The sequence below is a fragment of the Halomonas sp. DP5N14-9 genome (assembly GCF_019802175.1).
GTDB lineage: Bacteria > Pseudomonadota > Gammaproteobacteria > Pseudomonadales > Halomonadaceae > Halomonas > Halomonas litopenaei.
In genome coordinates this window covers 157,716-181,437 of the sequence record NZ_JAHVHR010000013.1, presented here as the reverse complement: position 1 = coordinate 181,437, position 23,722 = coordinate 157,716, and the positions used below count along the sequence as shown (strand labels likewise).

Below are 23,722 nucleotides of genomic sequence, written 5' to 3'. Positions count from 1 at the left end.
ACATCGAGATGGAGTACAACAGCTGCCGGCTCCACTCCACCCTGGGCTACCAGACGCCGAGGGAGATTGAATTGGCAGCTGCGGCTTGAAAATGTGTCCGCTCTGACTTGACCAGAACAACCCCAGGCCAGTCAGCATTTCCTGCTGTATGCCATATGAATGGCGCAAAGTCTGCGATACCGCAGTAAGTGAAAGCAGCGTCGCCATTTGCGCGGCGGCATTCACGTTCCGCTGCTCCACCAGAGCTTGCTCAAGCTGATCGACTTTCTCTTGCAGAGCCGTCAGTCGCCTTGCGTCGTCTGTCATTGTTGCCTCCATGGCTTGTGGTGAGCTTGGAGCATATCAACGGCGCTGAGCGCGATCTACGGCCCCCTTTTCCGTGATGACGCCGCCACCTGGTGTCTTTGCCCGTTCCTGCGGGCTGTTTTATTCCCCGAGGTGTCGCCATGCAGACCAGCCAGCGCGGACTGAACCTGGTCGCCGAGTTCGAGGGGCTTGAGCTTGAGTCATATCCAGATCCCGGCACTGGCGGCCATCCTTGGACCATCGGCCTGGGCACGACCCGATACCCCGATGGCTCCCGCGTTCAGCCCGGCGACACGATCACCGAGGATGAGGCGTTCGCCCTACTCCGCTATGACGTCGCCCGCTTCGAGGATGACGTCGAGCGACTGGTGGTTGTGCCGCTCAACCAGAGCCAGTTCGACGCCCTGGTCTCGTTCACCTACAACGTCGGCCCCGGTGCCCTGGAGCGCTCTACCCTGCTGCGCAAGCTGAATACCGGCGACTACCGTGGCGCCGCTGACGAGCTGCCGCGCTGGAACAAGGCCGGCGGCCGCGTACTGGCTGGGCTGACCCGTCGCCGCAAGGCTGAGCGCGATCTATTCCTGACGCCTGAGAGCGTCCAGTTTCACTGGCTTGACGAGACCGTCAGAGTCTCGAAGCCGTAACCCGTATTGTCTACGCAGGCCCACCCAGGAGGCGGGATGTCTGAAACGAGTCCCGATACTGCCTTGAAGGCCAAGCCTATTCTCGAGAGGCACGTGCAAACCGTGCTCTTAGCCCTCGTCGTCGGCCTGCTCGCTTGGTCAGGAAACACCACCCTGACTCTGATCGAGACATCAGCGCGCCAGGACGAGCGCATCAGTCAACTGATCGCCCTGACCGAACAGCTTCGTGCTGATCTGCGCGAGGTCGGTAACGACTACATGACGATCAACGACGCGGCCATGTACCGCGATCAGATCAACAGCCGCATCGATGCCCTGGGTGCCCGGGTGTCGCGCCTGGAGAACCGGTGATGAACTGGAGAGATGCCGTTGAAGAAGTCGCCAAGTACGCGCCGGCTGTCGCTACTGCACTTGGCGGTCCTGCTGTGGGTGGTGCTGCAACTGGTGCCGCCCTTATGGTCACTTCTGCGCTGGGTATCGAGAACGATCCTGCTGCACTGGTGGCAGCGACTCAGGATCCTGCCAAGCGTGCTGAGCTGGTCCGCCTCAACAACGAGCATCGCCAGGCACTGGAGGCTATGCGCCTCGAGGCTGAGAAAGCCGCTGCCGCCGAGCAGACGGCTCGACTGACCGAGACGCAGCGCACCATGCGCGCCGAGCTGGAGCATGAAGGCTGGTTCAAGAGCGGATGGCGCCCTGCCCTGGGCTGGGTGTTCGCCTTCTCCCTGGGTGCCCTGTCTGCCGTGATGGCCTACACCATTGCGATCGACCCCACGGTCGTGGGTGATCCCGAGTTCACCGGCATGCTGATCTGGCTATTCGTGACCATGGGTGCGGCCCTGGGCATCAACGTTCGCCAGCGCACGGTAGACAAGGCGCTCGAACGTGGGCAGCAGCCCCGCACGTTCATGGACGCTATCAGAACAAAGTGAGCCCGACGGGTATTCAGTCTGCTTCGCTATCGCGGTTGAGTTTTTCGGCTTCTCGTTCAGCTGCTTCGCAGTCGTGGTAGGAAGCGATCACGTCGTCGTTCAGGTGCGTATCGACCACCTGCCAGTAATCGACCTTGGTGCTGTCGGGGTCGGTGAGCACTGAGCGAACTTGGAATCTGGCAGGCATTCTGGAACTACCTCGCAATCATGGGGGCAGTCATGAGGATAGCTTAGGTGGCCGGCTGCGAAACGAATGATAAGGCTGCTGCTTCGGCACGGGCATCTGCCTCGCGGGCATGCCGCGAAACAACCTCTCTGGATTCTTCATTGTAGTGCTGAGAAAGCTTGACTACCGCCCACCGCACCCGCCGGCTCTTAGCGGTTAGGTAGCTCTCGACCAAATACTTGTCCACCTCCAGGTCTCCTACAGATCGACTAAGGCGGTGGCAGAGTATGCTGAGAACGAACCTATGGCAACAGCCCACTCATCGGTATAGCAACAGTTTCGATGCACGCCCATGCCCAAGGCTGATGTAAGACGCTTGAGCTTAGCGGTCGCTCCGTACGCACCCAGCCCCTAGCTCGGCACGCTAAACACCCTGCAGCACCCGGAGGTGGTCCCCACCTACCAAGGCCCGGCGTCGATAGACGATTCACCCGGTGACCGCCCTTCGGAGAAAGTTCCCAAGGGCCCTATTCAGTCTGTCGTGTTGATCAATCCACTACACCGACAGCGAATGGCGGATAAATCCCCGGCGATATATTCGCCTTGCGTCAAGTAAAAAGAACCACCCAAGCCCTGGCACCCGCCGGGGCTTTTTTGTACCTGCGCCACGCACGGCGTAATAACCCAAGAGCCTTTCAGAAAGAGCCCAGGTGAAGCGTCGGTAAAGCTGGCGAGCTTCTCTTGGGGCTGGCGTTTCTGTGCGACTGGGCTCTTTGCTAAAAGGAAAACGCACCATGCACAACGTTGTTCCCTTCGACTACCAAGGCCAGTCAGTCCGCTTTAATGAGGACGGTTGGATTAATGCTACTGATATCGCAAAACGCCATGGCAAGCGTCTCGACCTCTGGCTGAGGAACATTGAAACGCAGCAATACATGACTGCCTTGGCAAGGCATTTAAATACCGCGAATCCGAGGGATTTGATTCGGACCCAGCGCGGCCGTGGTGGTGGCACGTGGCTTCATCCAAAGCTATCCGTTGTATTCGCTCGCTGGATTGATGTCGATTTCGGCGTGTGGGCAGACATGCTCATCGACGACATTGTTCATGGCCGCGTCACGCTTCGTCAGCAGCTAGATGATGCTTGTCGGGCATTAGATGATCAGAAGCAGCGCGGCAGCATGGCCGGTAGCGAGCTAGCCCGACATCGTTGGGTTAAGCCGCCGCTGGAGCAGCGAGTCGCCTATCTCCTCGACCAGATGCAGCTCAAGCTGGACGTGGCATAAGCACAACGGTGGTCAGATTGACCACCCCTCGAGATCCGAATCAGCATGCTCGAGGATCAGATGCAGTTGCGACTGCTTGCGTAATCCCATCCCCCTATTCGATGAGGCAACCATGACCAAGAAGACTGCCCGGGAGGCTGTCGCGCTGACAGCACGGCAGTCTCGTTTCGTGGATGAGTACCTGATTGATTTCGACGCCCTGGATGCAGCGAGTCGATCTGACGGGGAGTTCGGCGATCAGCCGCCTCGATCCGGCTACTACGTCTACCTGCTGATAAGCCCTATCACCCGCCGGGTGTTCTACGTCGGGAAGGGTGTTCGGAGCCGGGCGCTACAGCACGGGCGAGACGCCAAGTCCGGCGTTGTGGGCAACGCCGAGAAGCACCGGGCCATCTGCGAGATTCACGAGCAAGGACAAGAGCCGCTCATCCTGTATCAGGCCATCGAGTCGGAAGCGGAAGCTTACCGCTGTGAGCGCCACCTGATAGCCGGGCTCAAAGATGCAGGAATCACCAACAAGTTGGGCGGAACAACAACGCCTGGTGAGCGGGTACGGGCCAAGGCTCGACACAATCTGAAGATGATGAAGGCCAGGGAGCGCTGGAAGCAGGAGCTTCCCCCCGAGATTGAGGCGCGGGTCATCCGCATCTTCGGAAGCCTGGACGCATGCTATGACCGGCTTCTCGGCGGCTTCATGGAGCTATCCCAGGTCCCTGATGACTTCAACGGCGCGTTCTCGCCGTCCCAGATTCTGGAAGGCAACCATGGCAGCACCTAAAGGCAACCAGTTCTGGAAAGCCAGGACCAAGCACGGCCGCGACAAGCTGTTCGCCAGTGCCGACCTGCTCTGGGAAGCCTGCTGCGAATATTTCCAGTGGGTGGAGAAGCACCCGCTGTGGGAGTCCAAGGCGTTCCATAATCAGGGCGAGGTCGTGACGGCCACTATCCCGAAGATGCGGGCAATGACTCTGGACGGGCTGTGCCTGTTCCTCGACGTGGATCGGAAGACGTGGGGCAACTGGCGCGATGATGAAGATTTTTTCCCAGTCATAACGCGCGTGGAGGCGGTGATCCGCGACCAGAAGTTCTCCGGCGCCGCTGCCGACCTTCTGAACGCGAACATCATCGCCCGCGACTTGGGACTGAGCGACAAGCAGCAGACCGAGCACTCCGGCGAGATCAAGACCACCGCCCCGACGATCAACATCACGAGGGAATGATGAGTGACGATGCCGCCCTCAACGTCAGGCTTCACAAGCGACAGGGGGAGGCGTTCGACTCAGAGGCCACCGAGATACTCTACGGCGGCGCAGCCGGCGGCGGGAAGTCTCACCTAATGCGCGTGGCCGCCATCATCTGGTGCGCCGAGATCGCGGGCCTGATGGTCTACATCTTCCGCCGGCTGTCCGACGACCTCGAGAAGAACCACCTCTACGGCCCGGGCGGCTTCTTCGAGCTGCTCGCCCCGTGGTTCAAGACGGGGTGGGCCAAGTACAACGGCTCGAAGCACTACATCGAGTTCTGGAACGGCTCGCGCATCTTCCTGGCTCACTGCCAGCACGAGAAGGATAAGTTCAAGTACCAGGGCGCTGAGATCCACGTCCTGTTGATGGACGAGCTGACGCACTTCACCGAGAGCATCTACCGCTACCTGCGCGGTCGCCTGCGCTTGGGCGCACTGGAGGTGCCTGAGAAATACCGGGGCATGTTCCCTCGCGCTATTTGCGGATCGAACCCGGGCGGTGTGGGCCACAACTGGGTGAAGTACGCATTCGTCGACGCAGCCCGCCCGATGGACGTGCATAGGGCGGCGAAAGCCGATGGCGGCATGCTGCGCCAGTACATCCCTGCGCGCCTCAACGACAACCCGTCGCTGCTCGACAACGACCCCGACTACATCGACCGCCTGGAGGGCTTGGGCAACCCCGCCCTGGTCAAGGCGATGAAGGATGGCGACTGGAACATCGTGTCCGGCGGCGCCTTCGATGACGTCTGGCATGAGGCGCGGCATGTCGTGCCGCGCTTCGCCGTGCCGTCCAGCTGGTACGTGGATCGCTCGTTCGACTGGGGGTCGACACATCCCTTCTCTGTCCTCTGGCATGCCGAGGCAGATGGCACCGAGGTAGCACTGGAGGACGGGCGCACCTTCTGCCCGCCCAAGGGCTCGATCATCGTCTGCCATGAGTGGTACGGCGCCAAGGGGCCGAACGAGGGCCTGAAGCTGTCGGCGCCTGAGATCGCCAAAGGCATCAAGGACCGCGAGGCATCGCTGCGTGAGGGTGACTGGTTACCCGCGTCGATCAAACCAGGCCCCGCCGACAACCAGATCAGCAACGTCAACGAGTCCGGCAGCGACAGCGTGGCGAAGAAGATGGAGGCGGAGGGGGTCAAGTGGACTGAGTCGGACAAGAAGCCTGGATCGCGGGTGAACGGTCTTGAACTGATCCGCACCCGCCTGAAGGAGGCTGCCAAAGAGGCGCCCGAGGAGCCGGCGCTCTACTTCATGGACCACTGCCGCAACATCATCGCCCATCTGCCGGTACTGCCGCGTAGCGAGCGCAATCCGGACGACATCGACACTACCGCTGAAGATCACGACTACGACGCCCTGCGCTATCGCGTGATGCGCAAGCGTCCCAATGCCGGAATGCGCCGGATCAGAGGACTCGCCTGACTATGCCCGTCACCACGACACACCCCCAATACGACGACAAGCTCACCGATTGGGAGCTGATGCGCGATAGCCTCGAGGGCGAGGGGGCGATCAAGGCCGCGGGCGCCGGCTACCTGCCGAAGACCAGTGGCCAACTGGCCCTCGAGCACCAGGCGAAAACCGACGAAAGCGCGATGCTGTCGCTCGACGAGGCCCGGGAGATCTACCAGTCCTACAAGCGGCGCGCCCAATACCCGCTGTGGGTGAAGGACTCACTGCGTACGATGATGGGGCTTGTGTCTCGCCAGGAACCCGAGATTAACCTACCGACCTCCCTGGCCTCCCTTCAGGACGAGGCCACGGCCGATGGCTTCCCGCTCAAGACGCTGTTTCTTCGCTCAGTGCTGGGTCTGCTGGCCTATGGCCGACAACCTCTACTCGCTGACTGGGATGGCGACGGCCGACCCTATGTGGCCCTCTACGGCGCGCTCGACGCCATCAACTGGCGCGAAGCTGATGTCGATGGGCGTCGCGACCTGGTGCTGAGCGTGCTGCGCGAGGCCGTACACCAGGGTGACGAGTTCAGTCACGACAGTGAGGCCCGCTACCGAGTGCTCGACCTCAACGAGGGTCGATACCGGGTGCGTCTGCTGGATGAGCATGGTGAAGCAGTCGGCGAGGAAGACATGCCGGGCACTAACCAGGCGCCGCTCGACTTCATCCCCCTGGTCTTCTTGGGCAGCACCGACAACAACGCCGACACCGACGAGATTCCTCTGCTGACCATGGCGAAGGCGGCGCTCAAGAGCTACCAACTCTCGGCAGACTACTACACCAGCCTCCATTACACCTCGCATCCCCAACCGTGGATCGCCGCGGACCTGGGCGAGGACGAGCAATTCAGTGTCAGCGGCCCCATGGCCGCCTGGAATGTGGGCAAGGACGGCAAGGTCGGGTATCTGGAATTCCAGGGTGCTGGCATCGAGGCCAACCGCACAGCGATGCAGGACCAGCGAAACACCGCGTTGGAGGCTGGGGCCAGAGTGATTGATGCAGGGGCCGACGAGTCCGGCGAGGCCCGCAAGGCCCGCCAGAGCGATCAACACACCAGCCTGTACAGCGTCGTGGTTACCGCGGCCGAGGGCATTGAGCAGCTGCTTCGCTACTTCGGCCGCTGGCTGAACCTGCCGCAGGCCGACATCGATGCCATCACGTTCAAGGTCGAGCCCGAATTCACCAAGGCCGAGATCGATGCCGCAATGATGGGCATCGTTCGCGATCTGCGCCTGGCCGACGAGGTGCCGCAGGCGGTGCTGTTCGAGTCGTTGCGCAAGGCCGGGGTCACCAATCTTGCCGACCAGGACCTGTTGGCCCTGCTCGATGGTCAGGTAACCGACGATGAGTGATCGTGAGGACGCACAGCGCCGGATCGTCACCGCTCTGGCGCAGCATGTCTCATACCTGCACCGCACCGGCACAGCGCACGTCAATAAGGCGCTGGCGATCATCGACGAAATGAGCGCCGAGCTTCCCCGGGAGATCGGCGAGCGCCTCGACAACCTGACGCCTGCCGAGCTCCAGGCGTTTGCCCGGGGCCGCTACCACACGACTCGGCTCAAGGGGTTGCGCGACGCAATCGACCGCTTGGTCTCGACGCTTGGCGAGCGCATCAAGTCCATGAGTCTCAAGGAGCTGGCGGCCCTAGCCGATCAGGAGGCGGGATACGTCCGCGACCTCATCGCCCTAGCGGTAGAGGGCGATATCCCGCCGGCTCCTGCTGTGGCATCGGCCGCTCTCTCCCGACCGGTGATGGGGGAGTTCGTCGAGGACATGCTGGCCGACATCGGGCCAGCCACCCGCAACCGGGTCTACAGCACCATCCGCCAAGGCGTCAGCGAGGGCCAGAGCAACAGCCAAATCATCCGGGCCCTGCGCGGGACACCGGCGCTCAAGTACCGCGACGGCGTGCTGCAGACGACGCGCAACAACGTCGACAACGTGGTTCGCACGGCCCGGCAGCACATGAGCAACGAGGCCTACCGGGAGACCTACAACGCCCTGGGCGTCACGCATGTGGTCTGGGTGGCTCAGCTTGAGGGCCGGACCTGTCGCCGCTGTGCCCCGCTGGACGGTCGGCGCTGGAAGATCGACGAGCCGCACCCGGAACCGCCGCTTCATCACCGATGCCGATGCAGCCTGGCGCCCTCCCTCGACGGCGACATCATGGGCCAGCGGCCCTACGTGCGCGCCCTTAAGGTCAAGGGGCGCGACGACCAGGCCAAGTTCCGCAGCATCGGCAACATGACCAAGAAGCAGCGCGAAGCTGCCGGCCTTGAGGTTGGTCAGGTTAGCGCGGGCACCACATACGCCGACTGGTTCGCGAGCCAGAGCGCCCGGTATCAGCGCGAATGGCTGGGAGACCGGCGCTACCGCCTCTACAAAGAGGGCGGCTACAGCCTGGACCGATTCACCGATCCTCGGCAACGCGAGTACACGCTGGACGAGTTGAGAGCACGCGACCGCGAGACATTCGCCGAGGTGTTTGGCGAGGCGGCATGAGGTAGGCTGACAGCATGACCCCAGCCGATCCCGATTTCATCACCTGGTGGCGACTGTGGCGCCTGCTGCAGTCCGGCAGCGGAACGCTCGCCGACCAACTCCAGGCCCGCCTCTGCTGGAACCTCTCTTTCGAGGTTCGACGCCGCCTAGGCGATTTCGAAGACTGACCAACAATTTTATTCAAAGCCCCGCCATTGAGCGGGGTTTTTTAATGGCTGCTCGCCAGGCGGGCGGCCTCAACGCGCTCAAGGAGCACAACACCATGCCACTGGAAATCGACTTCTCTGAACTCGGCATCGAGCTGGAAGAAGACAAGGCCAAGGCTCTCAAGGAGGCGCTGGACGCCAAACATGAGGAAGCGCTCAACAGCGAGGTCAGCGGCCTCAAGTCAAAGCGCGACCAACTGCTCGAATCACAGAAAACGCTCAAGTCTCAGCTCAAGCAATTCGAGGGGCTGGACCCCGAGCGGGCCCGCAGGCTCGAGCAGCAGCTGGCCGAGAACGAGGAGGCCCAGCTGATCGCCGACGGCAAGCTCGACGAGGTGCTGAACAAGCGCACAGAGCGGATGCGGGAAGGCTATGACCGCCAGCTGAGCGAGGCTCAGCAGACCGCAGAGAGCGCCAAGGCGTTCGCCGACAAGTTCCGCGGCCGGGTCATGAGCGACGAGATCCGAACTGCGGCCGCCGAAGTCGGCATCGTGGACTCGGCTGTTCAAGACGCAGTCTACCGCGCAAGTTCGCTGTTCGAAGTCGATGACGAGGGCAACGTTGTGCCCCGAGAGGAGGCCGGTCTGGATGCAGACGGCAAGCCTCTCACCCCTTCCGCATGGCTTGAGTCCATGCGAGAGAAAGCTCCGCACTGGTTCCCGCAGCCCAAGGGGTCAGGGGCGCCGGGTGGCGGAGGTGGTTCCTCAGCGCCAAGGGCGTGGAAGGACGCGAAGTCTACCGCCGAAAAGGTGGAAATCCTGAAACGCAAGCAAAACCAATGAGGTAGCGCCCTATGGCACTCTCTGATATGAAAGTCTTCAACGACTTCCTGTACTCGGCAGCCACCGAGACCATCCGACAGCAGATCGAACTGTTCAACGCCGCCACCGGCGGTGCTCTGCAGCTCCAGCAGGCGGGCAACGTGGGCGATTTCGCTCACGAGGCCTCCTACAAGGCCATCGCCAACCTGATGCGTCGTCGCAACGCCTACGGCACCGGCGCCGTCACCCCGACCACTCTGGCCCAGATGGACCATGTGGCGGTGAAGATCGCCGGCGGCACCTCCCCGGTGGAGTTCCAGCCGCAGCAGTTTCAGTGGATCCAGCGTCAGCCCGAAGAGGCCGGTGTGGTGATCGGCGAGCAGGTCGCTCGAGGCGTCATCGCCGATGAGGTGAACACCGCTATTCTGGCCCTGCAGACCGCGATGATCGGCAACTCCGCCGTGGCGCACGACGCCACCGCTGGCACTCTGAATCTGAACGCCCTCAACAAGGGCGCCGGCAAGTTCGGCGATCGCATGATGGACATCATGGTCTGGGTGCTCCACTCCAAGCCGATGACCGACCTGTTCGATGGCGCCCTGACCAACGGCAATCAGCTGTTCGAATTCGGCACCGTGCGCGTCACCCAGGATGGGTTCGGCCGCCGGTTCGTGATGACCGACTCTCCTGCGCTGTACGAGGCCGATGGTGGCGGTGCTGGCACCGACCACTACCACACCCTTGGTCTGGCCGAAGGCGCCGCGGTTGTCGAGGACAACAACGACTACTACGCCACCGTCGAGGAGAAGACCGGCGACGAGAACATCCGCCGGATCTTCCAGGCCGAGTACACCTACAACCTCGGCCTCAAGGGCTACTCCTATGGCGGCACCAAGTCGCCCGACGACGCCACCATCGGCACCGGCGGGAACTGGTCGCAGATCGCCAGCGATGTTAAGGACACCGCCGGCGTCATCGTGACCTCTCTGTGATCCCTGGCGGGCGGCCTACGGGTCGCCCGCTGGCCAGCTGATAGGAGTCAGCCATGCACCTGATCTACACCACGCGCCGCCGCGGCTTCGAGCCCGGGCGGCAGTACCGCAATCCCCGCTTCTTCGCCGGCGCCGACAAGGCCGCCACCAGCGTCACCGTCGAGGGCCATCACCCCGACGTGGTCGCCGCCTACGAGGCCGCCGGCATCGAGGTCGAGGTGATCCGCGCCGAAGAACCGCGTCCGGACGATGCCGAGTCCGACGAGCGGGCCCGCCGCGCCGAACTGATGGACGCAATCGAGCACGCCACCGGCAAGCGCCCCGGCGCCAACACCAAGACCGAGACCCTGGAGCAGCGGGTGGCCGAGATCCAGGCCGACAGCCAGGGCAACGACGGGCAGGAGTAACCCATGGCCACCTACGTCACCGTTGACGATGTCGACACCAAACTGGGCGCGGGCTGGGAAGGCACGGGCGACAAGACGCGCGCCGTGCTGGATGCTAACACCTGGCTGACCGCCAAGCGGGTCCGGCTCTCCGATCCTGTCGACGATGACGTGGTCATGGCCGGCGCCCTGCTGGCCCAGGAGGCGGCGAATGGCCGGCTCTACGCCGACATCGACGGCGCCCTGAAGCGCGAGCGGGTCAGGGCCGACACCGTCGAGGTGGAGACCGAGTACCAGGACGGCGCCCAGGCGCAGACCGGCGCGCTGTCGATGATCTCCGACCTGCTGGCCCCGTACCTTCCGAAGACCAACGGGGTCACCATCCTCAAGAGGTTGTGATGGGCTACATCCAGGATAAGATCAACGCCAAGGTGCCCAAGGCGTTCGACGGCAAGCTGAGTGACGCCGTGCGGCCCTTCACTGGCTCCCGCACTGTCGTTTCGGGCGAGTTCGACCCTATCGAGGGAACCTATCCCGAGACGAGCGTGACCTACACCGGGCGCGGCGTGTTCGGCGACTACTCCACCGCCGAGATCGACAATCAGCACATTCTGCGCACTGACGTAGAGCTATCTGGCGTGCTCCAGAATGAGCTGATCATGGACGCTGACCATGCCCCGGCCACACCCAAGATCAACGACACCATCAACGGCATGCTGGTGGTCAACGTTGGGCAGGACCCCGCCAAGGCCACCTGGACGATTCAACTCAGGAGACCGTAAACTGAATTGGAACAATCGGCTACAATAGCTGCACCACCTCTACCTGGCGGTTACAGAATGAGCGATGACAACGAGTTGCTGGATCAATTTGCCGTTGAGGCGATGAAGTCTCTGGTCACGGCCGAGGGCGTAGAGCTTCTCAGCTCCGACACCCGGCATCGGGCAGCGATTGCAAGAACCGCGTACAGCATCGCGGCGGAGATGTTGAAAGAGCGGGAGTTGGCTCACAAAGAGCAGGAATGGTCCGCTATCAACGTTCACGATCTCGTCAAGCGGGCAAAGACCAAGTCTTTCCTCCGTCACTTTGGCATATCCACCGTTGCTCAAGCCGTGAAGCTATCCCACCAGGAGCTACGCAGAACGGAGGGAGTTGGCGTGGCCCTCATTGAGGACTTACAGCAAGCTTTGGAACCTTACGGTGGCTTACGATCACGCTAGGGCCTGCCGCTACTTGCCCAGCCGACGTGCTGGGTTTTTTACGCCTGGAGAAAAAATGACGACGCGCAAGGGATGGTCCAAATCACTTTCCGGTTTCGCTCGGCAGGTAGAGCGCGACCTGACCGACATGCAGAAGCGCGTGGCTACCGAAGCCTTGCAGATGGTAATCCTTGGCTCTCCCGTTGACTCTGGCGCTTTTCGAGGCAATCACCGGGTCTCTGTGGGCAGCCCTGACACCAGCTTCGACGAATCTGCGGGCGCCTCGCAGCCGCCCAAAGGCGGCATGGATAACGAGACCTTCAATCGCGAGGCCGCGAAGATCGCGCCCATGCACGTCCCGTTCACGGTGATCTATATCCAGAACAACCTCCCATATGCCGAGCGCATCGAAGTCGGCAGTTCTGACCAGGCCGGCGAAGGTGTCTATGCCGTGGCGGCCAACACTCTGCGCGAAAAGTATGGGGGCTGATCATGGGATTCGACGAGATCCGCATCGCTATCGAGTCGCGCATGGTGGCGTGGGATGGCGTGCCCGTGGCCTATGACGGCGCCCCCAGCGGACCGAACGTAGATGCGGCCATCGCCAACCAGGAGCCCTGGGTGCGGCTGACCATCCAGCACGGCGACAGCTTCGTCGCTGGTCTCGGCTCCGAACCCTGCGTTCGCCGCCCCGGGCTGATCATGTGCCAGGTGTTCACCAAGGACAATCAGGGCAGCCGGCAGGCGTACCAGATCGCCGACGCCCTGGCTGCGCACCTGCAGTTCTGGCGTACCGGGCACCTTGAGACGCTCGCCTCGTCAGTGCAGCGCGCGGGCCCCTCTGACGGCTGGTATCAACTGAACGTATCGACGCCCTTCCGCGTCGGCTAAACCGCCCCACCGCCCACCTCCGAGCCGCCTTGAGCGGTTTTTTTCATGCCTGGAGAAAATCATGAGCTCAGGTTCTCAGATCGCAACCTACCTCGCTCCCGAGTCCACGCCCGGGGAAACGCCCGATCCGGCGACCTGGGACACTCTGCGCCTCGCCGGCAATACCCTGACGCCCAACGTCTCCACCGAGGTCTCTGCCGAGAAACGTGAGACGCGCATGCAGGGCGGCGGCATCATCACCAGCCTCGACTACTCCGGTGACCTGGCCGGCGAGATGAGCGCGGGCACGTTCGACAAGCTGCTCGAGGCGGCCTTCTACGGCACCTGGGCGACCGATGTGCTGGAGATTGGTGCTGATCGTCATACCTTCACCATCGTGAAGGCATTCAAGGACATTGGCGTCTACTCAACCTTCAAGGGCGTGCACATTGGCGCCATGCAGCTCGACATCCCCGAAGAAGGCAAGGTGACCTGTAGCTTCACCGGCATGGGCCTCGGCTATGAGGACGGCGAGGCCGACCCGACCGCTGCTGGCACCGTGAATCCTCAAACAACCACCGTGGCGATGGGCTCGGCCACCAGTGTGGGCGACATCCTGGTCGACGGCGCTACGCTGGCTGGCGAGGCCTGCATCAGCGCCCTTTCCATGTCCATCGACAACACGCTGCAAACACAGCGTTGCCTCGGCAAGGCCGGCCCCGGCGCCCTGATTGCCACGTCGGCCAACGTCTCCGGCTCGCTCACCATGGCCTGGAGCAAGGCGGCCTGGAACCAATGGAAGAAGATGCTGACCCGCGAGGCTATCGGCGTGTCCTTCCCTCTGACCGATGCCGCCGGCAACAGCTACACCTTCGAGCTGCCTGAGATCGAGATCGATGGTGATCTGCCTGACGGCGGCAACGACGACATTGTGCAGGTGTCGCTCAACTACACCGCCAAGAACACCCCCATCAAAGTCACCCGCGTGCTGGTATAAGGAATCTACGATGGCTTTCAATGCAGAGCAGAACGACCCCGCCAAGATCGATGGCGGCGCCTGGGTAGAATTGCGCGGAGCCAAGTGGCTGATTGCCCGCTCAGGCAACGCCGCATACCGCGAGGAGCTTGAGGCCCTGCGCACCAACCTGCCCGAGTCACAAGCTGAGCGCATGGAGGCTGAGGCGCGGGCTCTGGCGAAGGGTATCCTTCGAGGCTGGGAGGATGTCGTCGACCGCAACGGCGACCCTATACCTTTCACGGTGGCCAATGCCACACGCGTGCTGCTCGACAACGATGATCTAGCCATTGAGCTGGCCCAAGAATCCCGCCGGCGTGAGCACTTCCGCAGGGAGGACATTGCCGAGCAGGGAAAAAAGCCGCGGCAGCGCTCAAGTACCGCCTGACAACAGCCGGGCGAGAAACCAAGCTCGCCACGATCGCCAAGGCGCTCAATCTCACCAAGCAGGTTGAGCCGCCAGAGATCGACGAGCGCTGCGCCTTCTGGCTGCACCTGTTCGACCTCCTCTCCCCATCAAGGCCTGCTGGCTTGGGGGCCATCCGGCCCATACCATTGTCTGAGATGGCTGCTTTACGCCAGATGATGGTGCTACCCTGCTCAGCGGATGAATTCATCTCTGTCATTCGGGAGATGGACTGGGCATACATGGAAAGCAGGGGATAACAACATGAAGGGATGGCTGACGCTTGCGGCCGCCGCGCTTCTGACGGGGGAGGTAACAGCTGCCGACCATGATGCTTGCAGCGTGCGGTCGCAGCTTGCCGAGGAGATCATGTGGCATCGCCAGGCAGGCACCCCGATCCGCGAAGTGGTAGACCTGACCTCTCAGGACGGCCCTAACTCTCCGTACATAACGGCGATGATCAACATGGCTTATGAGCGGCAAGCGGCAAGGTCCGAGGAATACCAAAAGATCCAGAGAACCGAGTTCGGGAACGTGTTTTATCTCCACTGTATGCAGCAGGAGTAAGTCCTCCCGCATTGATTCTCACCGATCCCTCCCCTCACTTGTAATCACCCGCCGTTGAGCGGGTTTTTTATGCCTGGAGATTGTGATGCCCTATTCCAGCCGCCTTGAGTTAGTGATCGACAGCCGAAACGGGGAGCGCTCCTTGTCGCGCATCGAGCGCAAGCTGGAGGGCGTGGATCGCCAAGGGCAGAAGAGCCAGCGCTCCCTCTACAACATCGGCAAGGCTGTCAGACTGGCCAGCGGCGCAGCGGTGGGCCTTGGCGTAATAGGCGGTGCCATGGGCGCCATGGCGAACTACGCCTCGAATGCCGCCGTCGAGATCGAGCGCATGGCCGGCCTGGCCAACACCAGCGTAGAGAGCTTCCAGCGCATGACCTATGCCGCTGGTCAGCACAACATCGAACAGGAAAAGGTCTCAGACATCCTCAAGGATGTAAACGGTCGGGTAGGCGAGTTCCTGCAAAGCGGCTCTGGTGAGATGGCCGACTTCTTTGACAACATCGCCCCCAAAATTGGCGTCACCGCTGAGCAGTTCCGAAACCTGTCTGGCCCCCAAGCGCTCCAGCTCTACTACGACAGCCTGGAAAGAGCGGGGCTGAACCAGCAAGAGATGACGTTCTACATGGAGAGCATGGCTGACGAAGCCACCTCTTTGATCCCTCTGTTGCGCAACGGCGGCGAGGAGTTCCGGCGCCTTGGCGATGAGGCGCAGAAAAGCGGCCGCATCCTCTCGAGACTGGAGATCGACCGGCTCAAGGACATCAAATCGGAGTTCTCCGACCTTGGGGCGCTGCTGACGACCGAGACATCGCGCGCGGTGTCCCAATTCGACAACTTGATGAAGTCCTCCCTGGAGGGGATTGCCGGTGGCGTCGAGTACCTGGCTCAGCGCTTCAACGTTCTCATGGATACGTTTCGCAATGCTGACGAGATGCGCAGCCTGGTAGCGATCAATGAGCAAATCGCCGAGATCGAGAACCGGGTCAATCGTGGTATCGGCGCTGGCAGCGGCGCCTTGGGCACCGGCACCTTGGGCGCCGAGATCCGAGCGGCGGCAGGACAGACCGAGGATGATCTCGCCGAACTCATCGCCCTGCGCGCGAGGCGCGAGGAGCTGATGTCGGAGGCGGGGAGCGACAATCGCCCCGACCCCGAGGAGCTTGTTCTTCCCCGTCTCAATAGCAAGGACCGGGCCGCGGCTGAGCGGGAGCTAGCCAAAGCAGAGCGTGAGCGTATGCGCGAAGAGGAGCGACTGGCGCAGACCCAGCAGACGCTGCTCGACCGACTCTATCCGCTGGAGGCTGCACACCGACGGTATCGCGAAGAACTCGGTCTGCTCGATCTCAAGGCCGCAGCCGACGACACGCTGAACCTCGCAGACGCCCAGGAGCGACTACGCACACAGTTTTCGGTAGAGCTGACCGGCGGCTTCATGGAGCAGATCGCCACCGGCGGGCTGGCGGAAAAGGTCAAGGAGACTGACGACCTCACTCGGGATCTTGGGCTGACCTTCTCCAGCGCATTCGAGGACGCCATCGTGGGCGGCGAGGGCTTTCGTGACGTCCTGTCCGGCATTGCCGAGGATATTGCTCGCCTTGCCGTTCGCAAGAGCGTCACCGAGCCGGCGGTGGACTGGCTTGGAACCGCGCTGTCATTAGGCGCCAGGGCCTTCGGCGGGGGCAGCCCTATCCAAGGTGGCTTTACATCAGCCATCGATACCGGGGCATCCTATATTGGGCAGGCGCACGATGGCATTGACCGCATCCCCCGGGAAGGCACCTGGCTGCTGGATGGGGGAGAGCGCGTTATGACTTCACCCCAGGCTGACAAGCTCGATCGGTTCCTAGCGTCGCAGCAATCTACTCCGGTTGCTACTACTACCACCATCAACATTCAAGCGCCCATCACCGTGCAGGCGCAGCCGGGCACAAGCGATCGAGACGCAGAACGCCAAGGGCGCGCTGCAGGTAAAGCCCTTGAAGCAACAATGGTTCAAGTCATTCAAAACCAGATGCGCCCCGGCGGGCTGCTCGCCAAGAGGTAACCCATGGAGATCGACTTCCTCCCCGATATTGGCCGGGAGCCTGACTATGGGCTGACCGGCGGCGGCTCGTTTGCTGTGGATGCGGTGAGCTTTGGCGACGGATACGAGCAGCGTCGCCCCGCCGGTATCAACTCGTCCAGGCGAGAGTGGACCGTGACGTGGAGCCTCATCACCCAAGAGCAGATGGAGCGCTTGCGGGACTTCCTGCTGGAGCGCCGGGGCGTTTACGCCTTCCTGTGGCAGGTCTCCGGAGAGCCCGAGGCATGGCGCGTGGCCTGCAAAGAGCACCCAAAGGTCACCGAGGACACCTTTAAGCGGCACACCCTGACAGCCACTTTCATCGAGGACTTCGGGCTATGAGCCAGGTCATCGCTTCCGACACCCAGCGACTGGAGCAGGACGCGATCGTCACCATGTTCGAGCTAGATGCTCGCAACTATGGCGACGGCATTCTGCGCTTCGCGCCCTACCCGGTCGACGGCGGTCCAGTTCGGTTCAATGGCTACGAGTACCAGCCGGTGCCGATCAAGGCAGAGGGCTTCGAGTGGAACGGCCAGGGCACCCTGCCCCGTCCGACGCTCACGGTCACCGCCATGGAGCTCGCGTTTCTGTCGCTGGTGATCAGTGCCGACGACCTGGTCGGAGCCCCGGTCAAGCGCCTGAGGACCTACCGCCGGCACCTGGATGACGGAACGGCGCCCGACCCAGAGGCCTTGTTCCCGATCGACTACTACGTGATCGAGCGCAAGGCCTCGCAGAACCGCCGGCAGATTCAGTTCGAGCTGTCGGTGCAGATGGACCAGGAAGGCCGGATGATTCCCCACCGGCAGATCCTGCGAGACTCGTGCACGCACCGTTACCGCTGGTGGGATGGCACCCAGTACCGCTACGAGGGCGTGACCTGCCCCTATTCTGGCTCCGGCGAGTGGGAGGCTGATGGGTCAGATGCCCTGCCCGGCATGGGGCGCGATGTGTGCGGCAAGCGGTTGAGCGACTGTCGGTTGAGGTTCGGGCAAGCCGGCGTCCTCCCGACGCGGGCATTTCCGGGTGTAGGCCGGGTTAGATGATTCAAAAGTTGCCAGGCTTTGCGCCTACATCAGCGAGAAGACGCTCTCGCTCTAATTCCACAGAATCAATCAGTTCAGAGATGCTCATCTCAGCGCCTTCATCCGGTAAACACATGGTGAACACCCAGTGGACGCCTGCGTCATTGAGGTAATTAGCCTCGACGATACCCCCTCTACAAGGCTCGTCGATGCAAACCTTAGTTAACTTCCAATTACTCATGCCGAATCCTCAATTTGAGGTTTTGAGTATTTCCCATTTTTAGCATCGGGTGATCACGCAACCAATGCCATTAGTCGACTGTCTGAGTTCGAATCATAATGAGGCGCTAATACGCGCCGAAGCCCTGGCCGCCTATCCAAATGAGGCTGTGTGGTTGATCACCGACCACGGCTGCCGGCAGGTAGCCAATGTGGCAGACGCCCCCCGAACCAGCTTCGCCATTGCCAAGCGCGATATGGCAGCGGCCACCGCCCAGGGTCTGCGGGCCATTGTTCACTCACACCCGGACTACCCGGACTGCCCCAGCGAGGCCGACATGCGCGGCCAGATTGCCTCGGGCGTTCCGTGGGGGATCGTGGCCACCGATGGCAACGCCACGACACCCGTTCGCTGGTGGGGCGGCGGCGACCGGCCGGAGCTTATCGGCAGGGGCTTCGTCCACGGCGTGACCGACTGCTACGCCCTGATCCGCGACTACTACGCGATGGAACTGGGCATCGATCTTCCCGAGTTTCCTCGCTCGTGGGAATGGTGGCTCAAAGGGCAAGACCTCTACCGCCAGGGTTTCGAGCAGGCGGGGTTCCGCGTTATCGAAGCGGACAAGGCCATGCCCGGCGATATGTGGTTCGCCCAGCTTCGCAGCGACGTGCCCAACCATGGCGGCGTCCTGGTCGAGAACGGGCTATGCCTGCACCATCCGTCTGGCCGGCATCCTGTCGACCCCACCCGGATTTCGCGCCGAGACCCTGCCGCCCGTTGGATCCCCTACATCACCCACTGGCTCCGACACACGTCGAGGGACTGATGAAAACGCTCTATCTGCATGGCTTTCTTGGGGCTCGCTTCGGCGAGTCCTTTTCGTTGGACGTCCGTGATCCTGCCGAGGCCATCCGTGCGCTGCTGATCCAAATTCCCGGGCTCGAAGCTGTCATCCGTGATGGCGACTGGCATGTCGTGCGCGGCCCCCTCGATGGCGGCGTGTCGCTCGACGAAGAAGGTTTGATGGTCGGCATGGATGACGAAACCGAGATTCATCTGCTCCCGGCGGTCGCCGGAGCTGGGGGCGATGGTATCTGGCAGACCATTGCGGGCGCCGTCCTGATGGTTGCCAGCTTCTGGGCTGGCCCCGTTTTCGGGCCCGGGATGTTCAATGCCGGCCTGGCTCTTGCCTTGGGGGGAGTCGCACAGATGCTGTCGCCCACCCCGCAGACAGGCGACTACGGCGAGCGGGAGCGACCCGACGAGCGCCCTTCTTTCCTGTTCGATGGACCCACCAACACCAGCACCCAGGGCCTTCCGGTGCCGGTGATCTACGGCCGCGTGAAGGTCGGCAGCGTTGTGGCATCTGCCGGCATGACTGCTGAGGAGCTGGACGAATGACCGATCTGGTTGTCTATGGCGCGAAAGGCGGCAAGGGCGGCGGCGATGAGGCCCGCACTCCCCGCGAGGCGCCCAACACCCTTCGCTCCACCTCCAAGGCCAGGATCATCGACGTGCTGGGCGAGGGGCCGATTGTCGGCCTGACCAATGGCCTCAAGAGCATCTATCTGGATGAGACGCCGCTGCAGGATGAGGGCGGCGACTTCAACTTCCAAGGCGTGACCGTTCACACCCGCACTGGTGAGCCTGATCAGTCGCACATCGCCGGCTTCCCTGCGGTGGAGACTGCCAACGATGTATCGACCGAGGTGACCAACGCCACGCCAGTCATTCGCACCGTCACCAACCCGGAGGCCGATGCCGCTCGCGTTACCGTCCAGGTGCAGGCGCTAAGCTATCAGAACGTCGAGAATGGCGATCTGCTGCCCACCGAGGTGGCGGTGGCCGTCGATGTTCGCCCCAATGGAGGCAGCTGGTCCGAGAAGCGCTACGACATCATCAAGGGCAAGACCACCAGCCCCTACCAGCGGTCCTATCGTGTGCCGCTCACCGGCGATGGCCCCTGGGACATCCGCGTGCGCCGAGTGACGCCCGACAACAGCAGCGCCACCCTGCGCAACGCGACGTACTGGGCCACTTACACCGAGATCATCGACGCCAAGCTGCAGTATCCCGATACCGCACTGGTCGGGCTCGAGGTCGATGCCCAGGACTTTGGCAGCCAGATCCCCTCGCGGAGCTACGACGTCAAGGGCCTGATCGTCCGGGTGCCGACCAACTACAACCCCGAGACTCGCGAATACGCCGGCCTGTGGAACGGCTCGTTCAGGATGGCGTGGACCGACAACCCCGCGTGGTGCTTCCTCGACCTGGCCACCAGCGAGCGGTACGGCGCCGGGCTGGAGAACGTCGACAAGTGGGGCCTCTACCAGATCGCGCAATACTGCGACGAGCTGATCCCTGATGGCTTCGGCGGCCAAGAGCCGCGCTTCACCTTCAACACCGTGCTGTCGAGCCGAGAGGAAGCCATCAAGGCACTCAGCACCTTGGCGACTGCGTTCCGTGGCATGACCTACTGGGGCGCCAATACCGTCATGGCGACAGCCGACATGCCGGCCGATCCGGTCAAGCTGGTGTCACCGGCCAATGTCGTCGACGGTGAATTCGAGTACAGCGGTACCGCGCTCAAGGCCAGGCACTCGGTCGCTCTGGTGAGCTGGAACGACCCTGGCGACAACTACCGCCTCCAGGTCGAGGTCGTTGAGGATGCCGATGCCGTCCAGCAATTCGGCTGGAAGCAGATCGACGTCACCGCCGTAGGCTGCACCAGTCGCGGCCAGGCACACCGCCTTGGCAAGTGGATGCTCTACAGCGAGCGCGCTGAGACCGAGACGATCACCTACCAGGCAAGCGTCGACCATGCCGACCTACGCCCGGGCGACATTATCGCAGTCAACGACCCGACCACGGCCGGCGCCCGGCTCTCTGGCCGGATCGTTCGCCCTGGGCTGTCTGCCCTGGTGCTTGACCAGGTGCCCGAGCAGGTCAGCGGCAGCGACTGGTATCTGGACGTACTGTTGCCCACCGGGGGGATTGAGCGCCGGCAGGTCGATCGGTTCGCAGGCGATCATGTCGAGTTGGTCAGCCCGCTCTCAGCTGAGCCGATCCGTGGCGCCATCTGGATGCTGTCGAGCCAGGACGTCGAGCCGCGCAAGTTCCGGGTGCTGTCCGTTGCTGAGCAGGAGACGGCGATCTACCAGATCACCGCCGTCGAGCACGACCCGACAAAGTACGATCGCGTCGAGCAGGGCCTCAGCCTGCCGGACGAGGATTACACGCTGATCCCGACCGGCCCGGTGGCGGCGCCCTACTCCATTACCGTCGAGGCATCCAAGTACCTGGCCGGCGGCACCGAGCACCAGAAGATCACCGTCAGTTGGACGCCCAGCGATGACGCTCGAGTCGTCCGTTACATTGCCGAGGTGCAGGGGCCGAATGACGTGTCATGGGGTGAGGCCTTCACCGGCCCGGGCACATCGTTCGACATCCTCGATGCAGAGCCGGGTGAATGGCAGATCCGTGTCCGCGGCATCACCGGTACCGGCTCCGCGTCGCCCTGGGCGTACCGGACCACCAACGTGGCCGGCCTGCTGCTGCCGACGCCGCCGGATAGCGTGGACATCCGTACGGGAACCTTCGAGATCACGCTGATCCCGAACGGCCTCTACCCTGGGCAGATGTGGGAATTCTGGCGATCTAACGTCGCACTCGACACAGGACTGATCGAGTCGAATGCAGTGCGCGTCGGCGTGGCGCCTACCCTGACCGACACCGATCTCGAGCCCGACACCACGTATTACTACTACGTGCGCGGCATCAACGCCTACGGCGTCTCGAGTTGGTACCCGGTGCAGGCCACCACCGAGAACGACCCCGACAAGATCATGTCGGTGATCAGCGGGCAGATCAAACAGACGGATCTGTTCACGGACCTGAGCCAGAACATCGACGGGCTCAACTCCAGCTATGTGCTGAACGTGACTGGCGGCGGTCGAGTGGCAGGCTTCGGCACGGCCTACGACGAAGATCAGGACGTCTTCGACTTCGGCGTGCTGGCGGACCGGTTCTACATCGCCCAGCCAGGTGACGGCGCCGCCGAGGTGATCCCGTTCATCTTCACCGATGGCACGCTGTACCTGAAAGAAGCGCTAATCCAATACCTGACGTTCACCAAGCTCAAGGCGTCCGATGGCTCGTTCATTGTGGAGAACGGCAAGGTCAAGGCCAGCTACATCCAGGCCGATGAGCTCCATGTGGATTACGGCAAGCTGTTCAACATCGACGTGCAGAACGCCCACATCCGCAACAGCGCCATCACCAACGCCAAGATCGGCAATGCAGCGATCACCACCGCCAAGATTGGTAATGCACAGGTCGACAGGCTGCAGCTCGCTGGGGAGGCGGTGATCATCCCAGTCGGCACGTCTCGAACCTCTGGAAGAAGCAGCAACGGCAATTGGGCCAGCTGGCTATCGGTATACCTCAATGCTGAGGGTGGCCGAGTCTTCGCCAATTTCTCGGCGACCAATGCAACAGGCGGCGGCGGCCGTCCCTACTTCCGGTGGAAGGTCGATGGCAGTGTGTGGTTCGAAATTCCCACGGGCACCGGCGAGCTCAACCACGCCTGCACCCTCGATGTCGGAAACCGCAATGGCGTCACTATTGCCATTGAGTGTCGCGGTGCCGGCACCGTCAATTCCACGCAATCCACCCTGACAGCAGAGGGCAAAAAACGATGATCGTCGCGATCTACTGCGAGCGGACCGGTGTCATCCTACGCGTCACAGGCTGTCCCGAAGACCATGTCGAGATGCAGTGTGGCGAAGACGAGGGCTATATCGAGGTCGAGACAGGCTTCGACGACGCTGCCCACTACGTGGACCTGGCAGACGGCCAAATCAAGTCGAAGCAGCGCCGGGATGCCCAGGTTGCCGTCGAGGGCTTAACGGCCACCATCACTGGGCTGGAGCCTGGAACCCTGCTGGCGATGGACGGCCACCAGATGGTCACAACCGGCGACAGCGCCCAGCTCGATGTCGATGTGCCGGGCACCTACCAGATCAAGCTGGTCGGCCCCGCTTGGCGCCTCGATGAAACCCTAGAGGTGGCGATCGATGGATAGGTTGAGCGTTCGCCGGTTCTCCTCCCGAGCAGAGGCCGAGCGGCACTATCTGGAATTAGTGGACAGCGAGGCCGAGGCTGCTCGCTACGTTTCAACCGCCCAAGAGGCCGTCTACCAACTCAAGTTGGCCGAGGCGGCCCAAGGCGCGGGGCCAATGGTCGAAGCCGAGGCGACCGCCACAGACGCTGACGTGACCACCGTATGTCAGCGCATCAAGCGTGCTCGCACCCGATGGGAAAAGCGTGCCGGCACCATCGAGGAGGCGCGTATCGCGGCCAAAGCCGATATTCGAAGATCCGACACACCCGCCGACATGCATCGGGCCCTGGCCCGCTTTCGCAACGCACTCTAACAGCCCGCCAAGCGCGGGCTTTTTTGTGG

The 23,722-nt window shown here is 62.4% G+C and carries 32 protein-coding genes; 29 read left to right on the top strand and 3 right to left on the bottom strand.

What is annotated here, in order from left to right; translation table 11 throughout:
- A partial coding sequence (locus KUW00_RS09635; RefSeq protein ID WP_222568926.1) for a hypothetical protein occupies window positions 1-306 on the bottom strand: 306 nt, incomplete at its 3' end.
- A gap of 140 nt (window positions 307-446) precedes the next feature.
- Between KUW00_RS09635 and KUW00_RS09630 the strand changes: the two genes are divergently transcribed.
- The 3 genes from KUW00_RS09630 to KUW00_RS09620 all read left to right on the top strand — a co-directional run bounded on the left by KUW00_RS09630 (window position 447) and on the right by KUW00_RS09620 (window position 1,882).
- Window positions 447-950 carry a lysozyme gene (locus tag KUW00_RS09630; RefSeq protein WP_222568925.1) on the top strand — a complete coding sequence of 168 codons (504 nt, stop codon included), beginning with the start codon at window positions 447-449 and terminating at the stop codon, window positions 948-950.
- 93 nt (window positions 951-1,043) lie between these two features.
- Entirely contained in the window at window positions 1,044-1,301 is a 258-nt protein-coding gene (locus KUW00_RS09625; protein WP_222568924.1) for a hypothetical protein, read from the top strand.
- Window positions 1,302-1,405: 104 nt separating this feature from the next.
- On the top strand, window positions 1,406-1,882 hold the full coding sequence (locus KUW00_RS09620; protein ID WP_222568923.1) for a 3TM-type holin: 477 nt from the start codon (window positions 1,406-1,408) through the stop codon (window positions 1,880-1,882).
- Between the two features lie 13 nt (window positions 1,883-1,895).
- Here KUW00_RS09620 and KUW00_RS09615 read toward each other — a convergent pair whose 3' ends face one another.
- Window positions 1,896-2,042, bottom strand: a complete 147-nt coding sequence (locus KUW00_RS09615) for a hypothetical protein (RefSeq protein WP_222568922.1) — start codon at window positions 2,040-2,042, stop codon at window positions 1,896-1,898.
- 800 nt (window positions 2,043-2,842) lie between these two features.
- Between KUW00_RS09615 and KUW00_RS09610 the strand changes: the two genes are divergently transcribed.
- The 21 genes from KUW00_RS09610 to KUW00_RS09510 all read left to right on the top strand — a co-directional run bounded on the left by KUW00_RS09610 (window position 2,843) and on the right by KUW00_RS09510 (window position 18,059).
- On the top strand, window positions 2,843-3,334 hold the full coding sequence (locus KUW00_RS09610; RefSeq protein WP_222568921.1) for a KilA-N domain-containing protein: 492 nt from the start codon (window positions 2,843-2,845) through the stop codon (window positions 3,332-3,334).
- A gap of 112 nt (window positions 3,335-3,446) precedes the next feature.
- Window positions 3,447-4,112 carry a GIY-YIG nuclease family protein gene (locus KUW00_RS09605; RefSeq protein WP_045994870.1) on the top strand — a complete coding sequence of 222 codons (666 nt, stop codon included), beginning with the start codon at window positions 3,447-3,449 and terminating at the stop codon, window positions 4,110-4,112.
- Window positions 4,099-4,554 (top strand): DNA-packaging protein, encoded by a 456-nt coding sequence (locus KUW00_RS09600; protein WP_052704534.1) that lies wholly within the window; start codon window positions 4,099-4,101, stop codon window positions 4,552-4,554. The genes KUW00_RS09605 and KUW00_RS09600 overlap by 14 nt, the downstream gene beginning before the upstream one ends.
- Window positions 4,551-6,008, top strand: a complete 1,458-nt coding sequence (locus KUW00_RS09595) for a terminase large subunit domain-containing protein (protein WP_315901119.1) — start codon at window positions 4,551-4,553, stop codon at window positions 6,006-6,008. The genes KUW00_RS09600 and KUW00_RS09595 overlap by 4 nt, the downstream gene beginning before the upstream one ends.
- 2 nt (window positions 6,009-6,010) lie before the next feature.
- A complete protein-coding gene (locus KUW00_RS09590) occupies window positions 6,011-7,393 on the top strand; it encodes a DUF4055 domain-containing protein (RefSeq protein WP_222568919.1) in 1,383 nt (460 codons plus the stop codon).
- Window positions 7,386-8,546, top strand: coding sequence for a phage minor head protein (locus KUW00_RS09585; protein ID WP_222568918.1), 1,161 nt, complete (start codon window positions 7,386-7,388; stop codon window positions 8,544-8,546). The genes KUW00_RS09590 and KUW00_RS09585 overlap by 8 nt, the downstream gene beginning before the upstream one ends.
- A gap of 14 nt (window positions 8,547-8,560) precedes the next feature.
- Window positions 8,561-8,713, top strand: a complete 153-nt coding sequence (locus KUW00_RS09580) for a hypothetical protein (RefSeq protein ID WP_157033133.1) — start codon at window positions 8,561-8,563, stop codon at window positions 8,711-8,713.
- A gap of 95 nt (window positions 8,714-8,808) precedes the next feature.
- Complete coding sequence (locus KUW00_RS09575; RefSeq protein WP_045994880.1) at window positions 8,809-9,534, top strand: hypothetical protein; 726 nt, start codon at window positions 8,809-8,811, stop codon at window positions 9,532-9,534.
- Window positions 9,535-9,545: 11 nt separating this feature from the next.
- Entirely contained in the window at window positions 9,546-10,505 is a 960-nt protein-coding gene (locus KUW00_RS09570; RefSeq protein ID WP_108448748.1) for a major capsid protein, read from the top strand.
- 53 nt (window positions 10,506-10,558) lie between these two features.
- Window positions 10,559-10,912, top strand: coding sequence for a hypothetical protein (locus KUW00_RS09565; RefSeq protein WP_222568917.1), 354 nt, complete (start codon window positions 10,559-10,561; stop codon window positions 10,910-10,912).
- A 3-nt stretch (window positions 10,913-10,915) separates the two neighbouring features.
- A complete protein-coding gene (locus KUW00_RS09560; RefSeq protein WP_222568916.1) occupies window positions 10,916-11,290 on the top strand; it encodes a DnaT-like ssDNA-binding protein in 375 nt (124 codons plus the stop codon).
- The gene (locus KUW00_RS09555; protein ID WP_222568915.1) at window positions 11,290-11,673 is read left to right on the top strand and encodes a hypothetical protein; all 384 of its coding nucleotides are present in this window, start codon (window positions 11,290-11,292) and stop codon (window positions 11,671-11,673) included. The genes KUW00_RS09560 and KUW00_RS09555 overlap by 1 nt, the downstream gene beginning before the upstream one ends.
- Before the next feature lie 57 nt (window positions 11,674-11,730).
- Entirely contained in the window at window positions 11,731-12,111 is a 381-nt protein-coding gene (locus KUW00_RS09550; RefSeq protein ID WP_108448752.1) for a hypothetical protein, read from the top strand.
- A gap of 55 nt (window positions 12,112-12,166) precedes the next feature.
- Window positions 12,167-12,580 (top strand): hypothetical protein, encoded by a 414-nt coding sequence (locus tag KUW00_RS09545; protein ID WP_222568914.1) that lies wholly within the window; start codon window positions 12,167-12,169, stop codon window positions 12,578-12,580.
- A gap of 2 nt (window positions 12,581-12,582) precedes the next feature.
- A complete protein-coding gene (locus KUW00_RS09540) occupies window positions 12,583-12,981 on the top strand; it encodes a phage tail terminator-like protein (RefSeq protein WP_222568913.1) in 399 nt (132 codons plus the stop codon).
- Between the two features lie 61 nt (window positions 12,982-13,042).
- Window positions 13,043-13,957 carry a phage tail tube protein gene (locus KUW00_RS09535; protein ID WP_222568912.1) on the top strand — a complete coding sequence of 305 codons (915 nt, stop codon included), beginning with the start codon at window positions 13,043-13,045 and terminating at the stop codon, window positions 13,955-13,957.
- Between the two features lie 10 nt (window positions 13,958-13,967).
- On the top strand, window positions 13,968-14,363 hold the full coding sequence (locus tag KUW00_RS09530) for a hypothetical protein (RefSeq protein ID WP_108448757.1): 396 nt from the start codon (window positions 13,968-13,970) through the stop codon (window positions 14,361-14,363).
- 282 nt (window positions 14,364-14,645) lie between these two features.
- Window positions 14,646-14,948, top strand: a complete 303-nt coding sequence (locus tag KUW00_RS09525) for a hypothetical protein (protein WP_222568911.1) — start codon at window positions 14,646-14,648, stop codon at window positions 14,946-14,948.
- Window positions 14,949-15,033: 85 nt separating this feature from the next.
- Window positions 15,034-16,992: a hypothetical protein gene (locus tag KUW00_RS09520; RefSeq protein ID WP_222568910.1), complete on the top strand. Its 1,959-nt coding sequence runs from the start codon at window positions 15,034-15,036 to the stop codon at window positions 16,990-16,992.
- A 3-nt stretch (window positions 16,993-16,995) separates the two neighbouring features.
- Complete coding sequence (locus tag KUW00_RS09515; protein WP_222568909.1) at window positions 16,996-17,352, top strand: phage tail protein; 357 nt, start codon at window positions 16,996-16,998, stop codon at window positions 17,350-17,352.
- A complete protein-coding gene (locus KUW00_RS09510; RefSeq protein ID WP_045994111.1) occupies window positions 17,349-18,059 on the top strand; it encodes a phage minor tail protein L in 711 nt (236 codons plus the stop codon). Before KUW00_RS09515 ends, KUW00_RS09510 begins: the two co-directional genes overlap by 4 nt.
- Window position 18,060: 1 nt before the next feature.
- On the opposite strand, the gene KUW00_RS09505 is transcribed toward KUW00_RS09510, so the two are convergent.
- Window positions 18,061-18,279: a hypothetical protein gene (locus KUW00_RS09505; protein ID WP_222568908.1), complete on the bottom strand. Its 219-nt coding sequence runs from the start codon at window positions 18,277-18,279 to the stop codon at window positions 18,061-18,063.
- A gap of 64 nt (window positions 18,280-18,343) precedes the next feature.
- Between KUW00_RS09505 and KUW00_RS09500 the strand changes: the two genes are divergently transcribed.
- Genes KUW00_RS09500 through KUW00_RS09480 form a run of 5 tightly spaced genes read left to right on the top strand, consistent with a single transcriptional unit; the run spans window position 18,344 to window position 23,693 of the window.
- On the top strand, window positions 18,344-19,084 hold the full coding sequence (locus tag KUW00_RS09500; RefSeq protein WP_261392076.1) for an NlpC/P60 family protein: 741 nt from the start codon (window positions 18,344-18,346) through the stop codon (window positions 19,082-19,084).
- A complete protein-coding gene (locus KUW00_RS09495; protein WP_222568906.1) occupies window positions 19,084-19,659 on the top strand; it encodes a tail assembly protein in 576 nt (191 codons plus the stop codon). Before KUW00_RS09500 ends, KUW00_RS09495 begins: the two co-directional genes overlap by 1 nt.
- Entirely contained in the window at window positions 19,656-22,958 is a 3,303-nt protein-coding gene (locus KUW00_RS09490) for a host specificity protein J (RefSeq protein WP_222568905.1), read from the top strand. Before KUW00_RS09495 ends, KUW00_RS09490 begins: the two co-directional genes overlap by 4 nt.
- A complete protein-coding gene (locus tag KUW00_RS09485; protein WP_222568904.1) occupies window positions 22,955-23,341 on the top strand; it encodes a hypothetical protein in 387 nt (128 codons plus the stop codon). The genes KUW00_RS09490 and KUW00_RS09485 overlap by 4 nt, the downstream gene beginning before the upstream one ends.
- Window positions 23,334-23,693, top strand: a complete 360-nt coding sequence (locus KUW00_RS09480) for a hypothetical protein (protein ID WP_222568903.1) — start codon at window positions 23,334-23,336, stop codon at window positions 23,691-23,693. The genes KUW00_RS09485 and KUW00_RS09480 overlap by 8 nt, the downstream gene beginning before the upstream one ends.
- Window positions 23,694-23,722 lie beyond the last annotated feature (29 nt).